Below are 16,582 nucleotides of genomic sequence, written 5' to 3'. Positions count from 1 at the left end.
CCGTACCTCACGGGGTGGGCCCGTATGCGAACCGTGCGCGACGGCGCTCCGCGAGGTCAGCCGCGCGGACGCACCGAGATCACGTCGAGGCTCGCCTCGTCCGTGGCCCGGACGGCGAGTCCGACGGCACGGGCGACGGACTCCGGGCGCAGGTAGCGCGCGGGCTCGTACTCCCCCCGCTCGAAGCCCCGCAGCTCGTGCTGCATGTCGGTGTCCACCCGTCCGGGGTGCACCGAGGACACCCGCACACCGTGGGGTGCCTCCTCGGCCCGGAGGGCGTCGCTGAACGCGCGCAGGGCGAACTTCGAGGCGGAGTACGCGCTGGTGCCCGGGCCCGCGGTGAACCCGGAGCCCGAGTTCACGGTGACGACGGTGCCGCGTGCCAGGCGCAGCGCGGGGAGCAGCAGGCGGGTGAGGTCGGCGACGGCCGTGACGTTGACGGCGAAGGAGCGGGCCCAGTCCGCGGCGGTCAGTTCCTCGACGCGGCCCGGCACGAGGATCCCCGCGCTGTGCACCACCGCCGCGAGGCCCCCGTCGAGGTCCAGCGCCGCGACGGCCTCCGCGACGCCGTCGGGGTCGGTGAGGTCGGCGACGACGGGCCGCGCCGCGGGGAACGTGCGGGCGAGGTCGCGCAGGGCGTCGGCGTCCCGGCCCCCCAGCAGGAGCGTGTGGTCATCGGCCAGCTCCCGGGCCACGGCCAGGCCGATGCCCCGGGAGGCCCCGGTGACGAGGACGAGCGGGGAAGCGGTCGCGGCGGTGGCAGTCATGGCCTCGAGTCTGTCACGCGGCCATCGGCGCCCCCCCTCTGGCACGATGTCCCCGTGCAGACCAGCGCCCCGACGGGGCCTCCCGGCGGACTCGCCCCCCGCGAACGCACCCTCGTGCGCTGGGAGGTCGTGATCGTCCTCGCCCTGTCACTGGGGAGGTCCGCGGTGTACGCGATCCTCGCGCTGGCAGATGCTCTCAGCCGCGGCCCCCTGAAGGGACAGTCCACGGCGCTGAACACCTCGCAGTCGCCGCGCCCCTGGTTCGACCTCGCCTACCAGCTCGTGGGGATCCTCTTCACGGTCACGCCGGCGGCGCTCGCGGTGCTGCTGCTGTTCCTCACGGGCGTCTCGGCATGGCAGGTCCTGGGCCTGGACCTGCGCAGGCCCCTGCGGGACCTCGCGTGGGGAGCGCTGCTCGCGGCCTCGATCGGGATCCCGGGCCTGGCGATCTACTACGCGGGGCGTGCGCTCGGTGCCACGGTGGAGGTGGTCCCGGCTGCCCTCGGCGAGTACTGGTGGTCGATCCCCGTGCTCGTCCTGCAGGCGGTCAAGAACGCGGTGATCGAGGAGGTCATCGCCGTCGGGTACCTGACGGTGCGGCTCGAGCGCCTGGGCTGGGGACCGCGGCGCATCGTGCTGGCCTCCGCGGTGCTGCGCGGCAGCTACCACCTGTACCAGGGCATCGGCCCGGGGATCGCCAACCTGCTCATGGGCGTCGTGTTCGCCGAGTGGTTCCGGCGCACCCGCCGCACGATGCCGCTGGTCGTGGCGCACACCCTGCTCGACGTGGGGGCGTTCGTGGGGTACGCGCTGCTGCGCGACGTCATCTCGCTCTGAGCGGTCCGGGAAGCGGACCTCACCGGCACGACCGAGGGCGGCGACCTCCTGCACCGGGCCGGAGGTGGGTGCGCGAACCCCGGGAACGGAGGAACGCCCCGCACCCCGCGACCGGCCAGCGATGCGCCCTCCGTGTATTGCGTCGACCGGAGACCGCGGGACTCCGGCCGTCGCACCCCTCAGAGGATGAAGGGCTCGCCCTCGCCCACGGCCTCGATGGGCAGGTCCGCCTCGATCCAGGCCCCCATGCCGCCGCGCACGTTGATCGCGTCGTACCCGTTGGCCAGCAGCCAGGTGCCCACCTGGGTGCTGCGGCCGCCGGAGCGGCAGACGATGTAGAGATCGCCGTCCTCGGGGAGCTCGTCGAGGTGCTCCAGGAGGGTGCTCGCGGGGAGGTGCTGGGCGCTCGGGGCGTGCCCAGCATCCCATTCGTCCTGCTCGCGCACGTCGATGAGCTGAGCGCCGGAGGGCACGGCGGTGGGGTCCACGGATTCCAGGTCCATGGGCCCCACCCTACGCGGCACCTCAGGCGCTCGTCAGAGCCACCCGGCGCACCAGCGGGGCGCTCACGGCGACGGCGAGGGCCACCAGCAGGTAGGCAGCCAGGCCGGAGACGACGTACTGAACCACCGGGGCGATGCTCCCGGTCATCCCGCTCAGCACCGGCGACAGCAGCACGAGCGTCGAGATCGTGGCGATCACCGAGCTCATCAGCACCGGGATCACCACCTCCACGATCCGCGCCCGGTGCAGCTGTGCGAGGTCCGCTCCACCGATGTGCTGGGAGCGGTAGGTGCGTGCCTGGTCGATGACCCGCGAGGCCTGCGTGACGCCGGTGCTCACGGCCGCCAGCAGCGCCGCGATGCCGAGGGTCAGGTAGCCCCCGGTCAGGAGCGCGTGGGAGAAGGCCATCGTGGTCGGGTCGTCGCCGGATCCCGCGAAGAGCGACATCAGGGTGAGCATGCCGGCCACCACCAGTCCGAAGGTGATCCCCGAGACCGACCGCCATCCCGAGCGGGGGTCCGCCGCGAGCCGGCGCGCGGCGACCAGCCAGCTGGGCCAGGGCGCCACGGCCGCGACGATGCGCGCGCCGAGCCACACCACCAGGGGGCCGATGATGTTGACGCCGCCCACCACGATCATCATGAACACGACCAGCACGGCGATCGCGACGCCCTCGTCGGGATAGCCGATCCGCGTGGCCGCGACGAAGCCGATGAGCACGAGCACCCACACGGCGGCACGGAGCAGCGAGACGCGCACCGTGCGGGAGTCGCGGGCCACGCCCAGCGGGGAGACCACCACGCCGATCAGCGCGACGGAGGCGGAGAAGGCGGCGAGTCCGACGAACCCGATCACCAGCAGGGGGTATGCCCACCATGGCGGCAGCAGCTCGGCGACGGTGAAGGGCGTCATCGCGAAGTCGAGGCCCGTGAGCAGCGGGGTCCAGGCCAGATGCACACCGATGCCGACCACGGCACCGATCAGCGCCTGGATCACGACGTCCAGGACGGCGATCCCGGCCACCTGTCCCGTGGTCCCGCCGACCAGTCGGATCGCGGCGAGGTCCCGCTCACGGCGCACGAGCGACAGCTTCGCGGCAGAGGCCCCGAGGGTCATGGCGGTGGGGACCAGGAGTGCGGTGGCGATCACGGCGCACAGGAGGAGCATGCCCGCGATGCCGTCCGGGCCCTGCTGAGCAGGATCGCCCGCCCGCCCGGCGAAGGCCAGCACGCCCCCCAGCACCGTCGCGAGGATCGCCGCGGAGGCGGCGAAGGCGATGACGGCGAGCACCTCCGAGAGGGACCCGCGCCGACGCAGCAGCAGCGCTCTCATGCCGACACCCCGTGCGCGCTCGTCGGAGTCGCGGCTCCGCGGCGGAACTCCTGGGCGATCCGCCCGTCCTGCATCGCGACGGTGCGCTCGCACGCGGCCGCCACCTGGGGATCGTGCGTGACCATCACGAGGCTCGCGCCCGCCTCCCGGGCGGTGCCCACCAGCAGGTCCAGGACGGCATGCCCGGTGGTCTGGTCGAGGGCGCCGGTGGGCTCGTCGGCGAACACCACCGCGGGGTTGCCCGCCAGTGCGCGGGCGATCGCGACGCGCTGTGCCTGGCCGCCGGAGAGCTGGCCTGGTCGGCGCTCGTGCATGCCGGCGAGGCCCAGCCGGTCCAGCCAGCCGCGTGCCTCGGCGGTCGCCGCACGGCGGGAGGCGCCGCCCAGCATGCGCGGCAGGATCACGTTCTCCACGGCGGTGAGCTCCGGCAGGAGCTGGCCGTCCTGGAACACGAAGCCGAAGTCGCTGCGTCGCAGGCGGGTCCGGTCGCGGTCCGAGAGCGAGGCGAGATCCCGATCGCGGTACATCACGCTCCCCGAGGCGGGCCGCAGGATCCCTGCGAGGACGTGCAGGAGGGTGGTCTTGCCGGAGCCCGAGGGGCCCATGACCGCGAGGGACTCTGCGGGACGGATCGCGATGTCCACGCCGTCGAGGGCGACGGTGCGGGAGGTCTTGTCGCCGTAGACGCAGGTCAGCGCCCGTGCCTGGAGGAGGGGCGCGGGACCGGGCTGCGGGATGGGCCGATCGTGCACCGGTGCCGGGGAGCGGACGTCCCCGACGAGGGTCGAGGGGTCGAGGGGCGTGGGAGCGCCGGCGGGAAGGTCGGGGTGCGATGTCATGCCGCCAGCCTCGCGGCCCGCGTCCCAGGAGACATCGGTCTCCGGGAGCGGGCCGCTGTCCACGGATCAGACCGTGGGTGGACGTCGGCGGGGACCCCGGGCAGGGCCCGACGCGGGATCAGCCGAAGCGGCCGGAGATGTAGTCCTCGGTCTGCTTGTTGCTGGGGTTGGTGAACATCTTCTCGGTCTCGTCGAGCTCGATGAGCTTGCCCGGCTTCCCGGTGCCCGCGATGTTGAAGAACCCGGTGCGGTCCGAGACCCGCGACGCCTGCTGCATGTTGTGGGTGACGATCACGATCGTGTACTCGTCCTTCATCTCGTGGATGAGGTCCTCGATCGCCAGGGTCGAGATCGGGTCGAGCGCCGAGCAGGGCTCGTCCATGAGGACGACCTCGGGCTTGACGGCGATCGTGCGGGCGATGCACAGGCGCTGCTGCTGGCCGCCGGACAGCCCCATGCCGGGCTTGTCGAGACGGTCCTTGACCTCGTTCCACAGGTTCGCGCCGCGCAGCGATTTCTCGACGAGCTCCGCGGCGGCGCTGCGGGAGATGCGGCGGTTGTTGAGCTTCACGCCGGCCAGGACGTTGTCCTTGATCGACATCGTCGGGAAGGGGTTGGGCTTCTGGAAGACCATCCCGACGCGACGGCGGACGTTCACGGGGTCCACACCGGGTCCATAGATGTTCTGGCCCTCGATGTCGACCTTCCCCTTCGCGTACGCGCCGGGGATGACCTCGTGCATGCGGTTCAGGGTGCGCAGGAAGGTCGACTTGCCGCAGCCGGAGGGCCCGATGAGGGCCGTCACGGTGCGCGGGTCGATGACCATGTTGACATCCTCGACGGCGAGGAACTCGCTGTAGTAGATGTTGAGGTCCTCGACGGTGATCGCCTGGGGCATCGGTGGATCCTTTCGAAGCGGAGCGCGACGGCTCAGCGGCCGGTCTTGGGCGCGAAGTAGTGGCTGACCAGGCGGGCGATGATGTTGAGGATCATCACGATGAGGATGAGCGTGAGCGCTGCCGCCCAGGCCCGGTCGTAGTTGACGGTCACGGAACAGGCGTCCTTCACCTGCGTGATCGGATTGGTGATCGTGTCGGAGTTGCAGACCGCGTTGCCCGCACGGTACTGGCCGTTGATGAAGGTGGGCAGGGTCTCCATCCGACCCGAGACCATGTTGGTGTTCAGCAGCGGCAGGGCGCCGACGGTGAGCAGGAGCGGTGCGGTCTCGCCGATGACACGGGCGATGGCCAGCGTCACCGAGGTGGTCAGACCCGCGATCGCGGTGCGCAGCACCACGCGGACGATGGTCAGCCACTTGGGCACGCCGAGGGCGTAGGCCGCCTCGCGCAGCTCCATCGGCACCAGGCGGAGCATCTCCTCGCTCGACCGGACGACCGTCGGGATCATGAGCACCGACAGCGCGACCGAGCCCATCAGGCCGATCCGGATGCCCGGATCGCTCAGGACGGTCACGAACATCGCCAGCGAGAACAGGCCCGCGACGATCGAGGGGATGCCCGTCATGACGTCCACGAGGAACGTGATGCCCCGCCCGAGAACCGCCATCCACCCGCTGCGGGCGTACTCGACGAGGAAGATCGAGGTGAACAGGCCGATCGGCACCGAGATGACCGAGGCCCAGAACGTGATCAGCAGCGTGCCGATGATCGCGTGCCCGATGCCCCCGGCATCGGCGCCGCCGATGACCCCGGCCATGTCCGTGGTCCAGAAGGCCCCGGGGAAGGGGGTGAGGATCTTCTTGGCACCGCGGGAGATGACCTCGATCAGCAGCGAGATCAGCGGGATCATCGCGAGGGCGAAGGCCCCGATCACCAACAGGGAGACGAGGCGGTCCGCGGCCCACCGGCGACCCTCGCGGATCCGGGCGTAGACGTAGGCGGCGACCAGGTGCAGGAGATACCCGATCACCACGACGCCGGCGACCGAGAGCGCGCCGAACGGCGCGAGGATCAGGGCCGCGAGCACGAGGCCGATGACGGCCGTGATGAGGAGGTGCCACCAGGGGAGGCGTCGCTCCGAGGTGGGAGACGAGGAGTGGCTCTTGATGACTGCGGGGCTGGGAGCGCTCATGATCGGGGCCTCACGCCTTCGGTCCGCGGGAGACGATCGCACGGGCGATCGCATTGATGGCGAAGGTGAGAACGAACAGCACGAGGCCCGTGAAGATCAGCCGGGACATGTCGATGCCCGTCGATTCCGCGCTCTGCGCGGCGATGTTCGCCGCGATCGACTGGTGCTTGCCCACCTCGAGGATGTGCAGGGAGTAGGTGAAGCCGGGCGAGAGGACCATGAGGACGGCCATGGTCTCGCCGAGCGCACGACCCAGGCCGAGCATGGAGGCCGAGACGACGCCCGAGCGGCCGAAGGGCAGCACGACTGTGCGGATCATCTCCCAGCGCGTGGCGCCCAGCGCGAGAGCCGCCTCCTCCTGGAGCCGCGGCGTCTGCAGGAACACCTCGCGGGACACCGCGGTGATGATCGGGAGGATCATCACCGCGAGGACGACGGAGGCCGAGGCGATGTTGCGCATCGGCGCCGTGGGCTCCCCCGCGAACAGCGGGATCCACGCGAAGTAGGTGTTGAGGAAGGTGTACAGGGGCTCGAGCATCGGCACGAGCCACACACCGCCCCACAGGCCGAAGACGACCGAGGGCACCGCGGCGAGGAGGTCGATCACGTATCCCAGGGGCGCCGCGAGCCTGCGCGGCGCGTAGTGGGAGATGAACAGCGCGATGCCGATGGAGACGGGGACCGCCATCAGCAGGGCGAGCGTCGCCGCGAGCACGGTCCCGTAGACGAGGGGGCCCGTGTATTCGAGGAGCGAGACGGCGTCCTCGGAGCCCGTGAGCTCCCTGCTGCCCTGGATCGCGGGCCATGACTGGACCGTGAGGAAGATGGCGACAGCCGCGAGGGTCAGGAAGATGATGAGGCCGGAGCCCACGGAGAGGACGGAGAACACCGTGTCGCCGGGTCGGCGGGCGGAGGAGGACCGCCCGCGCTGGGCAGCTGGCTTGGAGACGGACGTGGAGCTCACGGAGGGGACCACCTCGACGATCGGAGGGCCGACGATGCCGGCGGGAACGGGGGACCGGACGAGCGACGAACTCTGTTCGCGGGTGCGTCCCGGGACCGCGAGGGTCCCGGGACGCACCTGCTGGAGGTCGTGCTGATCAGGCCTTGGCCTTGATGCCCGCGATCGACTTCTGTGCGTCCGCGCTCAGCTCCGAGGACAGCGGCGAGGAGCCGGCAGCCTCGGCGGCGGCCTTCTGGCCCTCCTCCGAGACGACGTAGTCGGCGTAGCCCTTGGCGAGGTTCGCGGTCTGCTCGTCCTTGTAGGTGTCGCACACGACCAGGTAGGACACGAGCACGAGCGGGTAGACCTCGCCCTCGGTCTGGGTGCGGTCGAGCTTGATCACGATGTCGTTGGACTCGCGGCCCTCCTCGCGGGGAGACTTGTCGACCGCGGCGGCAGCGGCGGCGTCCGAGGGCGCCACGTAGTTCTCGCCGATCTTGATCTTGGCGATCCCGAGGTTGCCGGCCTTGGACGCGTCGGCGTAGCCGATCGTGCCGTCGCCGCCCTCGACCGTGGAGATCAGGCCGGAGGTGCCGTCGCCGGACTGGCCACCGGAGGTGGGCCACTCCTCGACGTGACCGGCGGTCCAGACCGAGGGCGCCGTCGCGGAGAGGTAGTCCGTGAAGTTGCCGGTGGTGCCGGACTTGTCCTGGCGGTGCACGGGGACGATCGGCTTGGCCGGGAGCGTCGCGTCGGGGTTGTCGGCCTTGATCTTGGCGTCGTCCCACGAGGTGATGGATCCCGCGAAGATGCCCGCGAGGGTCTCCGGGGAGAGCTGGAGGTCCTTGACGCCGTCGAGCTTGTAGACGACGGCGATCGGCGAGACGTAGATCGGCACGTCGAAGGCCTTGCCGCCCTGGCAGGCTTCCGCCGCCTTCGTGATCTCCTCGGGCTTGAGGGCGTCGTCCGAGCCGGCGAACTGCACGCCGCCGGAGAGGAACTGCTCGCGGCCCTTGCCGGAGCCGACGGCGTCGTAGGTGACCTGCGCCTCGGGGTTCTTGGCGATGAAGTTCTGGGTCCACGCCTGCTGGGCCGACTCGGCCGAGCTGGCGCCGGCGCCGGCGAGGTTGCCGGAGACCGCGGCGCCGGAGCCGCCGTTGTCGGAGCCTCCGCCGCCCGCGGCGGGGTCACCGCTGCCGCCGCAGGCGGACAGGGCGAGGCCGCCGGTGAGGGCGAGAGCCGCGGCCGCGGCGAGCTTGTTCTGGCGAACGTTCACTGCTGGTCCTTTCCGGAGCCGAGGCCCGGGGTGTCCCGGGGTGTCCCGGAGGTTCCGACGTGGTGTCGGGGCCGACCCTAGGGAGCACAGGTGACGGGACGTGCGGACGCGGGTGAACGCAGGATGAACAGGTGTCCGGAGCCCTGCCGGGCGCGGACCGGGGACGTCAGGTGGACTGGGTCCCCACCACCACGAACACGACGATGTAGAAGACCACCACGGCCAGGATGACCAGCAGTCCGATCCCCGAGGTGACGATCCCGGCGATCGCGAATCCGCGCCCGGAGCGCTCACCGCTGCCGGTCTCCCGGAGGCTCACGGCGGACAGGATGATACCGATCACACTGGGGATCCCCGAGCAGGTCACGAGCCCCACGATCCCCAGGATCATGCCTGCCAGCGCGAGACCGGAGGTCGGCGGCGCGGGAACGTACCCGGACGCGTAGCCCTGCGGCGCGTACGGCTTCTGCACGGCACCGCCGTAGGGGTCGGCGGGCGCGCCTGCGGGCACGGCGTACCCGGTGCCGTACGCGCTGGTGGCGTACGTGTCGACGGTGCCCTCGGCGCCTGCGCCGTGCTCGCTGGGTCCGTAGGGGTCGTACGGCGAGGCGTAGGGGTCCGCGGTCGTGGCTCCGTGGTGGTCCGCGCTCGGCGCCGCGTAGGGATCCGGGGCCGGCGCCCCGTAGGGGTCCGCGGGCGGCGCCCCGTAGGGATCCGGAGCCCCGCCGCGATCGGCGTCGGCTGGCGGCGCCGCGAGGGGATCCGGCTGCTCATGGCCATACCCGTAGGGGTCGGACGGCCCCCGGGAGCCGTCGCCGGCGTGCGAGGGGGACGCGGAGGGCGGACCGGAGGTCATGTCGGCTCCTGGGGGTTCGGGGGTGCGGGACGCGAGGCGCCGGACGGGGAACGGGACGTTCAGCCGATGTTGGGCAGGTGGCGTTCGACGGCAACGATCTCACCTGCCGGCGTGGTGTGCAGCACGAGGGCCTCTCCCGCCGCGAGGAAGGGGTCACCACGGGGCAGTTCGAGCGCCGCATCCTTGGTCGCGTGCTCCCGCGCCACGCCCACCAGGGTCGGGAGGACGGGACGGTGGGTGCACACGACCGTGGGGCGCGCCTCGTCCAGGACCCGCTCGAACACGGCCCCGGCGCGGGAGGGACGCTTCTCGTGGGCCGCCTCGGTGAGGGATTCCTTGGTGTCGATCTCCATGCCGCCCTCACGGGCGAAGGGCTCGATCGTCGCCTCGCAGCGCTTCCAGGGGCTGGTCACGACGCTCGCGGGCGCGAAGGCGGAGATCAGCGGCGGCAGCGCCCGCGCCTGCTTCTTGCCCTTGGTGTTCAGGGGCCGGGTCGCCTCACCCTTGCGCCACTTCGCGCGCGACAGCGCGGCGGCGTGGCGCTGGATGATGATCGGCACCGTGTGCAGGGTCGAGCCCTCGATCTGCCGCCGCATCGCGTCGATGAGGAGCTGGTCGGAGGTCCGCGTGAGGCGTCGGTCCGCCTCGTCGAGGTCCACCCAGGCGACGTCGTCGATCTCGCGGGCGTTCTCGGGCCCGGGCCCGACGCGCGAGCGCACGGTGCCCACCCAGTAGTGGACCACCTTGGTGCGGCCGTCGGACAGGAGGTACACCGCGGCCGGCAGCGGCCGGTGCAGGCGCACGCGGTACCCGGTCTCCTCGGCCACCTCGCGGACGGCGGCGGCGGGGTACGTCTCCCCCGGGTCGAGCTTGCCCTTGGGCACGGACCAGTCGTCGTAGCGGGGACGATGCACGAGCAGCACCTCCACCTGGCCGCGACGCTCCCGCCAGACGAGAGCCCCGGCCGCCAGCACGGGCGGGGCACCCGGGGCGTTCTTGGGGCTCACGGGCGGCGCCTCCGTCGGCGGTGGGCGGCGATCAGCTCCTCCTGCGCATCGCGCAGCCGCTCCCCGGAGGCGTCGATCGCGTGCCGGATCCAGGCGCCGTCGGCGTCGAGGTGCCAGCTCTGGGTCGCATCGTCCATGAGCAGGTCCATGAGCGCGCGGAGCTGCTCGATGTGGTCCGCGGCGGTGATCTGGACGAGCGCCTCGACGCGGCGGTCGAGGTTGCGGTGCATCATGTCGGCGCTGCCGATGTACATCGTCGGCGTGCCGCCCCCCTCGAAGCTGAACAGCCGCGAGTGCTCGAGGAATCGACCCAGGATCGACCGCACCCGGATGGTCTCGCTGAGCCTGGGGACGCCCGGCCGCAGCGCACAGATGCCGCGGACGACGACGTCCACGGGGACGCCGGCCTGCGAAGCGCGGTAGAGGGCGTCGATGATCCCCTCGTCGACCATCGAGTTGCACTTGAGCCGGATCCTCGCGGGGCGCCCGGCGAGGTGGTGCTCGACCTCCTGCTCGATGAGCTCGACGAGTCCGCTGCGCACCTCGCGGGGCGCCACCAGCAGGCGACGGAACGACGTGCGCGGCGCGTAGCCGGAGAGCTGGTTGAACAGCCGGGTGAGGTCCTGGCCCACTTGCTCGTCGCAGGTCAGGAGGCCGAGGTCCTCGTACATCCGGGCGGTCTTGGGGTGGTAGTTGCCGGTGCCCACGTGGCAGTAGCGGCGCAGACCGGTGGCTTCCTGGCGCACCACCATGGAGAGCTTGCAGTGGGTCTTCAGACCCACGATCCCGTAGACGACGTGCACGCCCGCCTGCTCGAGCTTGCGGGCCCAGGAGATGTTGGCCTGCTCGTCGAAGCGCGCCTTGATCTCGACCAGGGCCAGCACCTGCTTGCCGGCCTGGGCGGCATCGATGAGGGAGTCCACGATCGGCGAGTCCCCGGAGGTGCGGTAGAGCGTCTGCTTGATCGCGAGCACCTGGGGATCGGCGGCGGCCTGCTCGAGGAACGCCTGGACCGACGTCGAGAACGAGTCATAGGGGTGGTGCAGCAGCACGTCGCGCTTGCGGATCGCCGCGAACACGTCGGGCTCGCTCGCGGACTCGACCTCCTTGAGGCGTGCGTTGGTGGCCGGCACGAACGCCGGGAACTGCAGCGTCGGCGCGTCGAGGTCCGCGATCTCGGAGAGCCCCCGCAGGTCCAGCAGGCCGGGCAGCTCGAAGACCTCGGAGTTCATCACGCCCAGCTCGCGGACCAGCCAAGCACGCACCTCGGGGTCGATGCCCTCCTCGATCTCGAGGCGCACGGGGGCCCCGAAGCGGCGCCGCAGCAGCTCCTTCTCGAGGGCGTGCAGGAGGTTCTCGGCGTCGTCCTCCTCGACCTCGAGGTCCTCGTTGCGGGTCACGCGGAACAGGTGGTGGCGCTCGACGTCCATGCCGGGGAACAGCTGGTGGAGGTTGGCCGCGATGACCTCCTCGAGGCCGATGAACGGCACCTCGGGGCGCGCGGCGTCGAGCCCGTCGCCGTCGGCGCCGCCCGCACCGGAGCCGGCCCGGTCGGCGGCGGCGAGCTCGCGCTCTCGCAGGCGCACGAAGCGGGGCAGGGAGTCGGGCACCTTGACGCGGGCGTAGCGCTGCTTGGCGTCGTCGCCCCGCTCGCCGCTGGGCAGCATCTGCACGACGAGGTTCAGGGACAGTCCCGAGATGTACGGGAAGGGGTGGGCCGGGTCCACGGCCAGCGGCGTCAGCACCGGGAACACCTCGGTCGCGAAGAAGTCCGCGAGGCGCTCCTGCTCGGCGTCGTCGAGGTCACCCCAGCGCAGGATCCTGACGCCCGCGGCCTCCTGGAGGCCGGGTCGCAGCTCGTCCTCGACGATCCGGGACTGGTGGATCTGGAGCTCGTGGGCGCGCCGCCGCACGGTCTCCAGCACCCGCCGGGGCGAGATGCCCGAGGGGCCGGTGACCGCGAGCCCCGTCTCCAGGCGGCGCTTGAGGCCCGCGACGCGGACCATGAAGAACTCGTCGAGGTTGGAGCTGAAGATGGCGCTGAACCGCACCCGCTCGAGCAGCGGGACCTCCGGATCGGCGGAGAGCTCCTGGACCCGCTCGTTGAAGGCGAGCCAGCTCAGCTCCCGCTCGAGGAACCGGTCCTCGGGCAGCTCCTGGGCCAGAGGCTCCGTGCGGCGCGGACGGGGCGCATCCTCGCCGCTGGTCAGCCCCGTATCGGCGGCCCGCGAGGAACGGTTCGTGCGATCCGGGGCGATCTGCTCGGGCGCGGGCGCCGCGCGGTCGGCACCCGCCTCGGCCACGACCCGGGGGACGGGGCGCGACGGCGTGTCCGCGGTGGACCCCGCCGCGGGACCCGCAGCCGGCAGCTCCGTGCCCTCCGGCAGCGCGAACTGGACGTCCTTGCCGGCGACGTCGAAACCGCGTCGCTCGTAGAGGTGCACGGCCGCGGCGCTGTCGCCCTCGACGTACAGCTGGACGTGGCGCACCCCCTGCTCGCGCAGGCGGGCGAGGGCGTCGGTGAGCAGGCGGGTGGCGATCCCCCGGCCCTGGGCCTCCTCCGCAGTGCCCACGACGTAGATCTCGGCGTCCTCGGCGCCGGGCTCCCGCTTGGTCCACACGAAGGCCACGAGCTCGCCGTCCAGCAGCGCGAGGTGGAAGCCCTCGGGGTCGAACCACGGCTCGCGCAGCCGCAGGTCCAGATCCGCGCGCGTCAGCGAACCCTGCTCGGGGTGATGGGCGAAGACCCGGGCGTTCAGCGCGACGAAGGCGTCCTCGTCCCAGCCGGTCCGGAACGCACGGACCTCGACCTCGGGGTCCTGGGTCCCGGCGCGCGTCACCTCGGCCGTGAGATCGGCACGCATGGTCAGCAGGGTGCGCTCGGGACGCAGGCCCAGGCCGGTCAGCAGGAGCTCGGCGCCCTCGAGGGCTCCGTGAGCCCAGATCCGGCCTTCACGGCGCCGGGACAGCGCCGCCGTGACCAGCGAGGTGCCGATCCCGCGCCGTCGGTGCCGGGGGTCCACCATGCCCTGGACGGTGCCGTCCGGGAGGATCCCCGCGTAGCCGACGAGGTCGCGGTCCGGGGAGTAGGCCATGAGGTGCACGACCCCGGGACGCAGGGTCGTCGAGCGCAGCTCGAGTCGCGCGGGCTCGTCCAGCGGCGCGACGCCGTCGTGATCGGTCACGTCCCGGAGGAGGTCCGCGACGGCGCGGCCCTGGCCGGGCGTGAGCAGCTCCGTGGAGATCATCGGAGGCATCGTCCTTCCCACCGTGCGAGGTCATGGGGCCGAGCGGCATGCAGGGCGCGCGGGGGCACCGGCCGCTGCGGCTCGTAGACTGCAACTCTAGCGCCCGCCCCCGACGGTTCCGATCCCGGCGGCGGTGCGCCTCCGACCGCCGGACCCGACCCCGAGGGAGACCACATGAACCCGCCCACGCGGGCCCCTCTCGGCGCGGCCCTGGCCCTTCTGCTGTGCGTCGCGTCCCTGGCCGGGGCGACGGGAGTGCCGATCGTCACGGGCATCGTCCTGGTCGTCGTGCTCATGGTCGCGATCGGCTGGCCGGACCTCTTCGAGCTCCCCTCGGCGCGCGGCACGCGGATCGTCGTGGCCCTCACGGGGATCGGCGGCGCGCTCCTCTCGGCGATGCCCCCGGGCGGGTTCGGGCCGATGCTCGGGGTGGCCACGGTGTGCGCGGCGGCGGTCTTCGCCGCGTTCGTGCACCAGATGCTGCGCCCCGAGCGCACGGCGCTGACCGCCTCGCTGACGGGGACCGTGGCCGGGGCGATGCTCACCGGACTCGCAGGGTGCTGGATCCGCGCCCAGGCCACCGCCGCGGCCGATCCCGTCGCCGCGGGGGTCGTGACCGCGAGCGCCGCCGGGCTGTGCGCGGCTCTGCTGATCCTCACCGTCCCCGGCCGCGGCGCCATCGTCGCGCCGCTGGCCATCGCCTCCTCGGCGGCGGTGTCGGCCCTCGTGCTGCTCGCACTTCCCGGCCCGTCGCCCCTGGTGGGCGCCCTCGCGGGCCTCGCCGTCGGCGTCGGGGCGAGCGGGGCCCACGTCCTGCTGGGGTCGACGCTCGTGGCCCGGGAGCCGGCGCCGTCCCTCGCGGTCGCCGCGGCCCCCGTGGCGACCGCGGGCGTGATCGTGCTCCTCGCGGCGCGGCTGGCGTCCTGAGCCGCGGCGCGCACACGGGCGAGTCGGTAGGATCGAGCGCATGACTGCGCTCTCCATCTTCTTCCTGGTCCTGGTCGGGCTGGTCGGCATCGGCACCGCCGCCTTCGCCGTGCTGGTCATCGCACGCCTCTTCGACGGGCGCTGACATGCCCATCACCCTGGACGCCGATCTCGACCCGGCGCTGTTCCCGCTCGCCTGGATCCTCGGGTCCTGGCGCGGCGAGGGCGCCGTCGAGCTGCCCCGGACCGAGGGCACCCCCGAGGACGCCCCCACCGGGCGTCGCATCGACCAGGAGGTCGAGGCCACCGCCCTGCCCGGCGGCACCCTCGGATGGACCATGCGCACCTGGGTGGTCGACGCCCCGCCGCCCGTGCCGCCCACCGCCGTGTTCTCCGAGGACGCGATCGCGCCCGAGCCGGAGGTCCCCGCCGACGGCCCCGAGCCGGAGAAGCGTCTGCTGCTCGAGGAGTCCGGGACCTGGGAGGTCCTCGGCCCCGTCGAGGGCCAGGACCTCGCCGCCGCGAAGGTGGCCAAGCCCGGGAGCCCGGAGTCGGTCATCTCCTACACCCTGCGGGCCGTGACCTCCGCCTCCGACGGGACCGCCGAGGTGTCCGTGGGCGAGGTGCGCGGCCCGCGCATCCAGCTCGCGACCGAGTCCGTCTCCGGCAGCGGCGAGGGCCCCGTGCACGCCCGCGCCACGCGCCTGTTCGGCCTGGTCGGCGGTCGTCTCTTCTGGGTCCTCGAGCGCGCGACGGGCCAGGAGGATCCCGTCCCCTACCTGTCCGCGGAGCTCGATCGTGCCTGACGCATCGCCCGACCCCGTGCACCCGCCGCTCGCCCGCGAGGGCGCCGTGCACCTCCCCGGCCCCGACGAGGCCGTGCCCTCGCACTACGGAGCGCCCCTGCGGGAGCAGCGGCGCCTGCTCGCCCGCCGCGCCGTCGTGGACCTCGGGCAGCTCGAGATCCTCCAGGTCTCCGGCGCCGACCACCGCAGCTGGCTGACCACCGTCAGCACCCAGGTCCTCGACCGTGCCGCCCCGGGGGACTCCCCCAGCCTCGCCGTGCTCTCGCCGCGCGGGCGCGTCGAGCACCTCGCCTCCGTGGCCCCGCTGGCGGACGGCTCGGTGCTCCTGATCACCGACCCCGGAGCCCGCGCCGGGCTGCGCCGCTACCTCGAGATGATGCGGTTCGCCGCACGCGTCGAGCTCACCGACCGCGACGACCTCCGGATCCTCGGCGCCCTCGCTCCCGCGGCCGAGGTCCTGCCCGACCTCGGGCTCCCCGAGCCCCTCGCCGTGTGGGACGACCCGTGGCCCGCCGTGGCCACCGGCGGCGTCTCCTACGGCCCCGACCCCGAGGACCCGACGCCCTGGGTGCTCACCGTCCTGCCCGGCGCCGGGCTCGAGGCCCGCCCCTGGCGTCCCGAGCTGCTCGCGGGGCAGCTGGCCGCCGATGCCCTGCGGGTCGCCGCCCATCGGGCGCGCCTGGTCACGGAGGTGGACGACCGCTCGATCCCCCACGAGCTGGACCTGCTGCGCACCGCGGTGCACACGGCCAAGGGCTGCTACCGGGGGCAGGAGACCGTCGCCAAGGTCCTGAACCTCGGTCAGCCGCCGCGGCGCCTCGTGATGCTCCACCTCGACGGCTCCCAGGACGTCCCCGCGATTGCCGGTGCACCGGTGCTCCTGGACGGCAAGGAGATCGGCACGGTCACCACGGCCGCCCAGCACGTGGACCTGGGGCCCGTCGCCCTCGCGGTGGTGCGCCGCGGCGTGCCCCTGGATGCGCCCCTCGGGGTGGACGTCCGCATCGGCGAGGGCGAGGACGCGCCCGTGCTGCGGCTGGACGCCACCCAGGAGCCCGTCGTCGTCGCGCGCGACCACGGCACCCGCCCCACGACGGCCCGGCTCTGAGACGTCCGGAACCCGGGCGCTCCGGACGAACCCGCCGTCGC

Annotated in this window: 15 protein-coding genes and 1 pseudogene; 4 read left to right on the top strand and 12 right to left on the bottom strand. The window is 72.7% G+C overall.

The features are described from left to right. Window positions 1–56 precede the first annotated feature (56 nt). A complete protein-coding gene (locus ACT3TZ_RS12020) occupies window positions 57–767 on the bottom strand; it encodes an SDR family oxidoreductase (RefSeq protein ID WP_444583663.1) in 711 nt (236 codons plus the stop codon). A gap of 54 nt (window positions 768–821) precedes the next feature. On the opposite strand from ACT3TZ_RS12020, the gene ACT3TZ_RS12015 reads away from it, so the two are divergent. After that, window positions 822–1,604, top strand: a complete 783-nt coding sequence (locus ACT3TZ_RS12015; protein WP_444583662.1) for a CPBP family intramembrane glutamic endopeptidase — start codon at window positions 822–824, stop codon at window positions 1,602–1,604. A gap of 179 nt (window positions 1,605–1,783) precedes the next feature. Here ACT3TZ_RS12015 and ACT3TZ_RS12010 read toward each other — a convergent pair whose 3' ends face one another. The 11 genes and pseudogenes from ACT3TZ_RS12010 to mshD form a co-directional block, all read right to left on the bottom strand. Continuing rightward, a complete protein-coding gene (locus tag ACT3TZ_RS12010) occupies window positions 1,784–2,107 on the bottom strand; it encodes a rhodanese-like domain-containing protein (RefSeq protein ID WP_444583661.1) in 324 nt (107 codons plus the stop codon). A 22-nt stretch (window positions 2,108–2,129) separates the two neighbouring features. Further along, entirely contained in the window at window positions 2,130–3,440 is a 1,311-nt protein-coding gene (locus tag ACT3TZ_RS12005) for an FtsX-like permease family protein (protein WP_444583660.1), read from the bottom strand. After that, window positions 3,437–4,279, bottom strand: coding sequence for an ABC transporter ATP-binding protein (locus tag ACT3TZ_RS12000; RefSeq protein ID WP_444583659.1), 843 nt, complete (start codon window positions 4,277–4,279; stop codon window positions 3,437–3,439). The genes ACT3TZ_RS12005 and ACT3TZ_RS12000 overlap by 4 nt, the downstream gene beginning before the upstream one ends. Window positions 4,280–4,397: 118 nt before the next feature. Continuing rightward, window positions 4,398–5,177, bottom strand: coding sequence for a phosphate ABC transporter ATP-binding protein PstB (gene pstB / locus ACT3TZ_RS11995; protein ID WP_444583658.1), 780 nt, complete (start codon window positions 5,175–5,177; stop codon window positions 4,398–4,400). A 32-nt stretch (window positions 5,178–5,209) separates the two neighbouring features. Beyond that, window positions 5,210–6,370, bottom strand: a complete 1,161-nt coding sequence (pstA, locus tag ACT3TZ_RS11990) for a phosphate ABC transporter permease PstA (protein WP_444583657.1) — start codon at window positions 6,368–6,370, stop codon at window positions 5,210–5,212. 10 nt (window positions 6,371–6,380) lie between these two features. Next, on the bottom strand, window positions 6,381–7,334 hold the full coding sequence (gene pstC, locus ACT3TZ_RS11985; RefSeq protein WP_444583656.1) for a phosphate ABC transporter permease subunit PstC: 954 nt from the start codon (window positions 7,332–7,334) through the stop codon (window positions 6,381–6,383). A 136-nt stretch (window positions 7,335–7,470) separates the two neighbouring features. After that, window positions 7,471–8,589 carry a phosphate ABC transporter substrate-binding protein PstS gene (locus tag ACT3TZ_RS11980; protein WP_444583655.1) on the bottom strand — a complete coding sequence of 373 codons (1,119 nt, stop codon included), beginning with the start codon at window positions 8,587–8,589 and terminating at the stop codon, window positions 7,471–7,473. A 166-nt stretch (window positions 8,590–8,755) separates the two neighbouring features. Next, window positions 8,756–9,445 (bottom strand): DUF4190 domain-containing protein, encoded by a 690-nt coding sequence (locus ACT3TZ_RS11975; protein ID WP_444583654.1) that lies wholly within the window; start codon window positions 9,443–9,445, stop codon window positions 8,756–8,758. A gap of 59 nt (window positions 9,446–9,504) precedes the next feature. Beyond that, on the bottom strand, window positions 9,505–10,452 hold the full coding sequence (locus ACT3TZ_RS11970) for an NUDIX hydrolase (RefSeq protein ID WP_444583653.1): 948 nt from the start codon (window positions 10,450–10,452) through the stop codon (window positions 9,505–9,507). Continuing rightward, on the bottom strand, window positions 10,449–12,662 hold the full coding sequence (locus ACT3TZ_RS11965; protein ID WP_444583664.1) for an RNA degradosome polyphosphate kinase: 2,214 nt from the start codon (window positions 12,660–12,662) through the stop codon (window positions 10,449–10,451). Before ACT3TZ_RS11965 ends, ACT3TZ_RS11970 begins: the two co-directional genes overlap by 4 nt. A gap of 243 nt (window positions 12,663–12,905) precedes the next feature. Further along, window positions 12,906–13,700: pseudogene (gene mshD, locus ACT3TZ_RS11960) on the bottom strand (mycothiol synthase); the annotation flags it as partial. Window positions 13,701–13,874: 174 nt separating this feature from the next. Here mshD and ACT3TZ_RS11955 point away from each other — a divergent pair. The 3 genes from ACT3TZ_RS11955 to ygfZ all read left to right on the top strand — a co-directional run bounded on the left by ACT3TZ_RS11955 (window position 13,875) and on the right by ygfZ (window position 16,541). Further along, complete coding sequence (locus ACT3TZ_RS11955; RefSeq protein ID WP_444583652.1) at window positions 13,875–14,627, top strand: hypothetical protein; 753 nt, start codon at window positions 13,875–13,877, stop codon at window positions 14,625–14,627. A 146-nt stretch (window positions 14,628–14,773) separates the two neighbouring features. Further along, window positions 14,774–15,433 (top strand): FABP family protein, encoded by a 660-nt coding sequence (locus ACT3TZ_RS11950; RefSeq protein ID WP_444583651.1) that lies wholly within the window; start codon window positions 14,774–14,776, stop codon window positions 15,431–15,433. Next, window positions 15,426–16,541, top strand: a complete 1,116-nt coding sequence (ygfZ, locus tag ACT3TZ_RS11945; protein ID WP_444583650.1) for a CAF17-like 4Fe-4S cluster assembly/insertion protein YgfZ — start codon at window positions 15,426–15,428, stop codon at window positions 16,539–16,541. The genes ACT3TZ_RS11950 and ygfZ overlap by 8 nt, the downstream gene beginning before the upstream one ends. Window positions 16,542–16,582: the final 41 nt, after the last annotated feature.

The sequence above is a fragment of the Brachybacterium sp. AOP25-B2-12 genome, assembly GCF_052378625.1.
Classification (GTDB): domain Bacteria; phylum Actinomycetota; class Actinomycetes; order Actinomycetales; family Dermabacteraceae; genus Brachybacterium.
This window is presented reverse-complemented; position numbering and strand designations above follow the sequence as displayed.

Bases quoted from the DNA above. Each gene is read 5' to 3' on its own strand.
- ACT3TZ_RS12020 (WP_444583663.1), bottom strand. From the start codon at position 767: ATGACTGCCACCGCCGCGACCGCTTCCCCGCTCGTCCTCGTCACCGGG.
- ACT3TZ_RS12010 (WP_444583661.1), bottom strand. From the start codon at position 2,107: ATGGACCTGGAATCCGTGGACCCCACCGCCGTGCCCTCCGGCGCTCAG.
- ACT3TZ_RS12005 (WP_444583660.1), bottom strand. From the start codon at position 3,440: ATGAGAGCGCTGCTGCTGCGTCGGCGCGGGTCCCTCTCGGAGGTGCTC.
- ACT3TZ_RS12000 (WP_444583659.1), bottom strand. From the start codon at position 4,279: ATGACATCGCACCCCGACCTTCCCGCCGGCGCTCCCACGCCCCTCGAC.
- pstB (WP_444583658.1), bottom strand. From the start codon at position 5,177: ATGCCCCAGGCGATCACCGTCGAGGACCTCAACATCTACTACAGCGAG.
- pstA (WP_444583657.1), bottom strand. From the start codon at position 6,370: ATGAGCGCTCCCAGCCCCGCAGTCATCAAGAGCCACTCCTCGTCTCCC.
- ACT3TZ_RS11975 (WP_444583654.1), bottom strand. From the start codon at position 9,445: ATGACCTCCGGTCCGCCCTCCGCGTCCCCCTCGCACGCCGGCGACGGC.
- ACT3TZ_RS11955 (WP_444583652.1), top strand. From the start codon at position 13,875: ATGAACCCGCCCACGCGGGCCCCTCTCGGCGCGGCCCTGGCCCTTCTG.
- ACT3TZ_RS11950 (WP_444583651.1), top strand. From the start codon at position 14,774: ATGCCCATCACCCTGGACGCCGATCTCGACCCGGCGCTGTTCCCGCTC.